Source organism: Phocaeicola sp. (assembly GCF_057861905.1).
The window spans coordinates 1-5,035 of the sequence record NZ_DBMACV010000118.1; the positions used below are offsets into that span (position 1 = coordinate 1).

Annotated in this window: 2 protein-coding genes; both read left to right on the forward strand. The window is 41.2% G+C overall.

Annotation, left to right across the window (positions count from 1 at the left end):
• Window positions 1-1,504: 1,504 nt before the first annotated feature.
• Window positions 1,505-3,874: an ABC transporter permease gene (locus ACZM60_RS14340; RefSeq protein WP_489521828.1), complete on the forward strand. Its 2,370-nt coding sequence runs from the start codon at window positions 1,505-1,507 to the stop codon at window positions 3,872-3,874.
• 13 nt (window positions 3,875-3,887) lie between these two features.
• On the forward strand, window positions 3,888-4,949 hold the full coding sequence (locus ACZM60_RS14345) for an ABC transporter permease (protein WP_489521829.1): 1,062 nt from the start codon (window positions 3,888-3,890) through the stop codon (window positions 4,947-4,949).
• Window positions 4,950-5,035: the final 86 nt, after the last annotated feature.

Sequence of the window (5,035 nt, forward strand, 5' to 3'; positions counted from 1 at the left end):
ATGCTTAAAGATACAAAATCTTTAGGTAATAACAAAGCCCCAGCTTGTGAAAGTCGGGGCTTTGTGCTAAAAAAGAAGGTGTGCTTTTTGACACACCTTCTGAGAAAAGTGGAAAAATTATGGATACGGAGAAAAAAATTTCCCACACTGTACGGAAAAAACTTGAAAATGATTCGAAAGGTAAGGGAAAAATGCCCGGAAACGGGAAGCGGAAGCCGAAAAAAACAGGCTTTTCCTTCGAAAAGAATTCAGGAAAAGCACTGAAAAAACGGGAATGGGATGAAAAAATTTCTCAGCACTGGACAAAAAATATCCCGATGAAGCGAAAAAATCTCGAAAACGGATGATCCGGATGAAAGAGTAACAGAGCTTTTTTTGCCGGCAGACAACAGAAAAATGCAGGAAAAGAAGCAGAAAGAAACCAAAAAATCTATCAAGCCTATCCCCAAAAGGCATGAAGAACATACGGCTGATAGGAATAAATTCTGTCATTAACGGACAGTCGGATTAAAAAAAACGGATTTTTCCTCCGAAAAAGTCAAGAGAAAAAAGCAAAAGAATCCGGGATCTGAATAAGAAAATACGGGAAAGTCAGAAAAGGCATGCTGAAATTATCTCCGTTTTTTGTACAAAAAATATTCTGTTTTGTACAAATTTCTAAAAGTTTTGTACAAAAACATGAAACAGCAACGGGAAAAACCAAAGGAAATACGAAAGAAAATTTCTCGATGCACACGTAAATATAATAAGGATCGGAACAGGAAACGGACAAAATTCTATGTAGAAAAGAAAGATGTAGGCATAAACGAAATGAAGATACGAAGAAAAACTACCGAACATGCTCACAGAACAGATAGGCGAACAAACAGGTCTTTTAAATCCACCACCCCCACTATGCAAAAAATGTATAGATGATAAAGTCGAAACAAATCAGGATGCAGTAACGAATTCCAAACTATCCCAGCAGATACATTCTGAAAAAGCGACGAAAAGTGTGCATCCTAAAAATTCCTTCCTGAACTTCAAATCCTTCTCCAACAAGAAAAGCAAAAGCTCCTCTCTACCGGAATCAATCAGAAAATCCGAGCAAAGAAGCAAAAACAGGCACACTTCAACAGGACCGTGAAGGGCTGGTTCCACCATTTCAGGTACCTTTTAAAGAAAAAAACACCTGTTTTTGCCCTTCACACCCTTCACCGATCATACCATCACTGCTCTTATCCGAGATAACAGCTCCTCTGACGACCATTAATATTTTCCTATCGACATGATAAATTCCAGATATTCATTTGTCATGATAGACACCAAACACCATTCATGTGAAGGGCGTGAAGGGCAAAAACGGCTAATTTATTTACTAAAGTGTCTAAAAATCATACACCATGTGTCAAATTATTAGACACCTCCAGCTAAGTATTATTTTATATACAATCTGATTATCAACACATTGCAACAATGGCACGCACTTTGCTATATTATAACCGAACAAAACATTAATAAACAGATGAAAGGACTCAAAACATATTTTACTTTTCTCAATAAGAACAAGATGTTCACACTTGTGAATATGGGAGGACTAAGCTTTTCACTAATGTTCGTGTTGTTAATAGCCAACATGGTAAGCCGACAACTGAGTATCGACAAAGAGCAGCCCGATGCTTCTCGTATTTATGCATTTGGCAATGAACAATACATCGGCTCACATTATCTGGTAGGAGAAATACTAAGCACCCAATATCCGGAAATAGAAGACTGGTGTGCCGTTAGCAATTTGGCATATACCGGAACCTACGTCTTACAAGAAACCAGAAAAGTAGAATTAAAGATTTTGGCATCCCGCAACAATTTCTTTCAGTTCTTTTATTTCAAATTACTATCAGGACGTCCCGACCAGGTTTTAACAGACAAAAACAGCATTGTTCTAACCGAAAACGGGGCGAGAAAACTTTTTGGCAATGAACCAGCCACCGGAAAGGCTCTCCGACTATCCGCCAACAGCCAAGAAACATATACCGTAACAGGTATTATGAAAAACATCGGCAACTCACTATTCCCCAGTGATATAGAAGCCATCATCCCATACGATTTCATCGACTATATCGACAAAAGCAGCAGTATGCATGAACGCAACATGAACAATGCCGGAGGTGCAACTGTCTTTGCCCGCTTCCACGAAGGGACTAATCCCAATGATAAAGCTACACAAATGCTCGATTATTTGAAGAAGTATTACTGGATATATGCGCTTGGCTATATGAAGGAAGTAAAATGGATATCCATGCACGATTTTCATTTCAGTGAAATTCCCTCGAATGGTACCTTCCTGCAATACAGTTTTACAAAAGTAGTAATCTTCATCTGCGTAGGAATACTCATTCTGCTGATGGCAGTCTTCAATTATATCAGCATGAGCGTAGCCCAAACCAGTTATCGTGCCAAAGAAATGGCTACCCGAAGACTGCTGGGTTCTTCACGCCCCGATATCTTCTGGCGTATGATTGCAGAATCTTTCCTGCTCACATTAGGCGCTTTTCTCCTCGCCTTTCTACTGGCAAGAGCTGTTGAGCCATTTGCTTCGGACTTGTTACAAGTGAAACTTGACCTGACTGGTGATTTAAATATTCTTACTCTGAGCATTTATCTGGCCGGTATCCTACTGCTCTCTCTCCTTGCAGGCTTTGTTCCGGCAACCCTGCTCTCACGATATAATCCGCTGGATATAGTAAAAGGTAATTTCCGACGCAAGACAAAAGTCGTTTATTTACGCGGATTATACATCATACAAAGCAGCCTTACCCTTGCCATGCTGACTTGTGCAATCTATTTAAGTATCCAACTATATAATATCTTACATGAGCCGCTGGGATACAGTTACGGCAATATCCTCAACTATCCGGCACTGGTCAATAAACAGAAGTTGCAGACATTCCGCGACAAAGCGCGCACACTGCCATTTGTAAACGAGGTATGTTTCACCCAAGGAACGCCCGCCGACCTTCAGGGAGAAAACAATGCCGTACAGATATATAACGGAAAAGGAGAAATACAAAACATACGATGGAGAAGTCTGACAGCCGATTCAACATTCATCCATCTGTTTCATCTGAACCTCATAAACAACCATCTCCCGGTTACGAAAGAAACAACCTATTTCTTTTCCGACAGTGTATTCAATGCTTTGGGGCTCAGCCATGACGCAGATTATCTAAGAAGCAGTCCCCAAACGGGAAGCATGCATTATCCTATAGCAGGAACATTCAAGGATATCAAGTCCGGTTCCATACTGGATACCCAATACCCAACCATGCTATCCATCATGCATCCGGACAGTATCTATCCGTGGAATATTCTGATAGAAGTAGCTGGCAACGAGCTAACCTACTATAAAAAAGAGCTCGACAAGCTATATTCGGAAACAATAGAGGGAATCCCATTCGAATCGGAATGGTATCACAATCAGGTAAAAGCAATATACAAAGACCTGACCAATTTACAGCATACGATAGGAATCTTTACCGGTGCCGCCCTGCTGATTTCTTTGCTCGGGCTAACCGCCATGAGTCTATATTTCATAGCACAACGCAAACGCGATATGGCTATCCGTAAAGTATTTGGATCGAGCAGCAGACAAGAAATGAAGCGACTGATACAATTCGCATTCAGTTCTTTGGTTATCAGTATTATAATTGCACTTCCGCTGGCCTACATCGGCATTATGCAAATCAACCGGATAACCCATTATCAAAGTACCATGCCTTGGTTGAGCGGAATCATCGCCTTTATTACCGTAACTGCCATATCGCTCGGTTCTGTTTATCTGATCAGTCGGAGTGCGACCCGCGAGAACCCTATAAAAAACTTAAAGACAGAATAAACATTACAACATTATGAAAACAATACTACGTAATCTTTTCTATACACTCAAGCGCTTTCGGACAGCTTCCGTACTCAACTTATTAGGACTGTCGACTGCCTTTGCGGCTTTCATACTGATTATGATGAAAGCAAGTTACGAATATAGCTTCGATACGTGTTATCCCAACCCCGACCGCCTGGTCGGACTAAATTTGGGAGAAGAGAAAGATAACTCCATCATGGCTCTTCCACGAGGACCGATTGATTTCCTCATCGAGCAGATACCTGGCATTGAATATGGAACCATCTATGCTCCCTGCTGGCAGAAACAGGCATTCTGTACCAATCCTGAAAGTCCGCAATATTTCTATGAAACCCCGTGGGCCGTATACCCCGATTTCGCAAAAGTTGTCGGATTGCAGTTTGTAGAAGGCAGTGACAAGGACATGAATAAACCTGAAAGTATCATTATTTCGGAAAGCTATGCCCGCAAACTTTTCCCTAAAGGCAACGCCCTGGGTTCCTATCTCTATACGGAAGGCGACAATGGGCTGGTAAAGGGAATAGATAAGTTCAAGATATGTGGCATCTTTAAAGACCTCCCTGAGAATTGCCAGTTTAAAAATGATATGTTCATCCGGATGAGTGATTACCAAAAAGATGACTGGGCAAGCCAGAACTATTTTGCCTTTTTCCGGCTGAAACCGGGAGTTAGTGCAGCCGATATCAACCAGCAAATAGAAGCCAGCGGTGCCAACAAGCGACTGAATATTGTAGACAAAGGGAATCAACGACTCTACGTATTCCCCATCAAGAAACTTTATTACGATATGTCGGCATCCTATTACCTCAAGACAGGGGACCGTAGTACAATGGTATTGATTGTAAGCATCGGATTACTGATTATCATTATCGCCTGCATCAACCTGATCAACTTCAGTACAGCCTTAGCTCCGGTTCGCATACGCAGTATCAATACACAAAAAGTATTGGGCAGCAGCAACTGGGAACTACGCCGTGCCTTATTAACAGAATCTGTCGGTACCGTCGTGATAAGCTGGCTTATATCACTGGGCATTGCAATGTTGTCCTAAACGTTTTTCGATAAAAACAAAAAAAGGAAGTAAAGCTAAGGTAGAATGAACTACCTTAGCAAAGAGAACCACCTCTTTTACTTCCT

Excerpts from the sequence above, each read along its gene's own strand:
- ACZM60_RS14340 (WP_489521828.1), top strand. The coding sequence starts at position 1,505 with ATGAAAGGACTCAAAACATATTTTACTTTTCTCAATAAGAACAAGATG.
- ACZM60_RS14345 (WP_489521829.1), top strand. The coding sequence starts at position 3,888 with ATGAAAACAATACTACGTAATCTTTTCTATACACTCAAGCGCTTTCGG.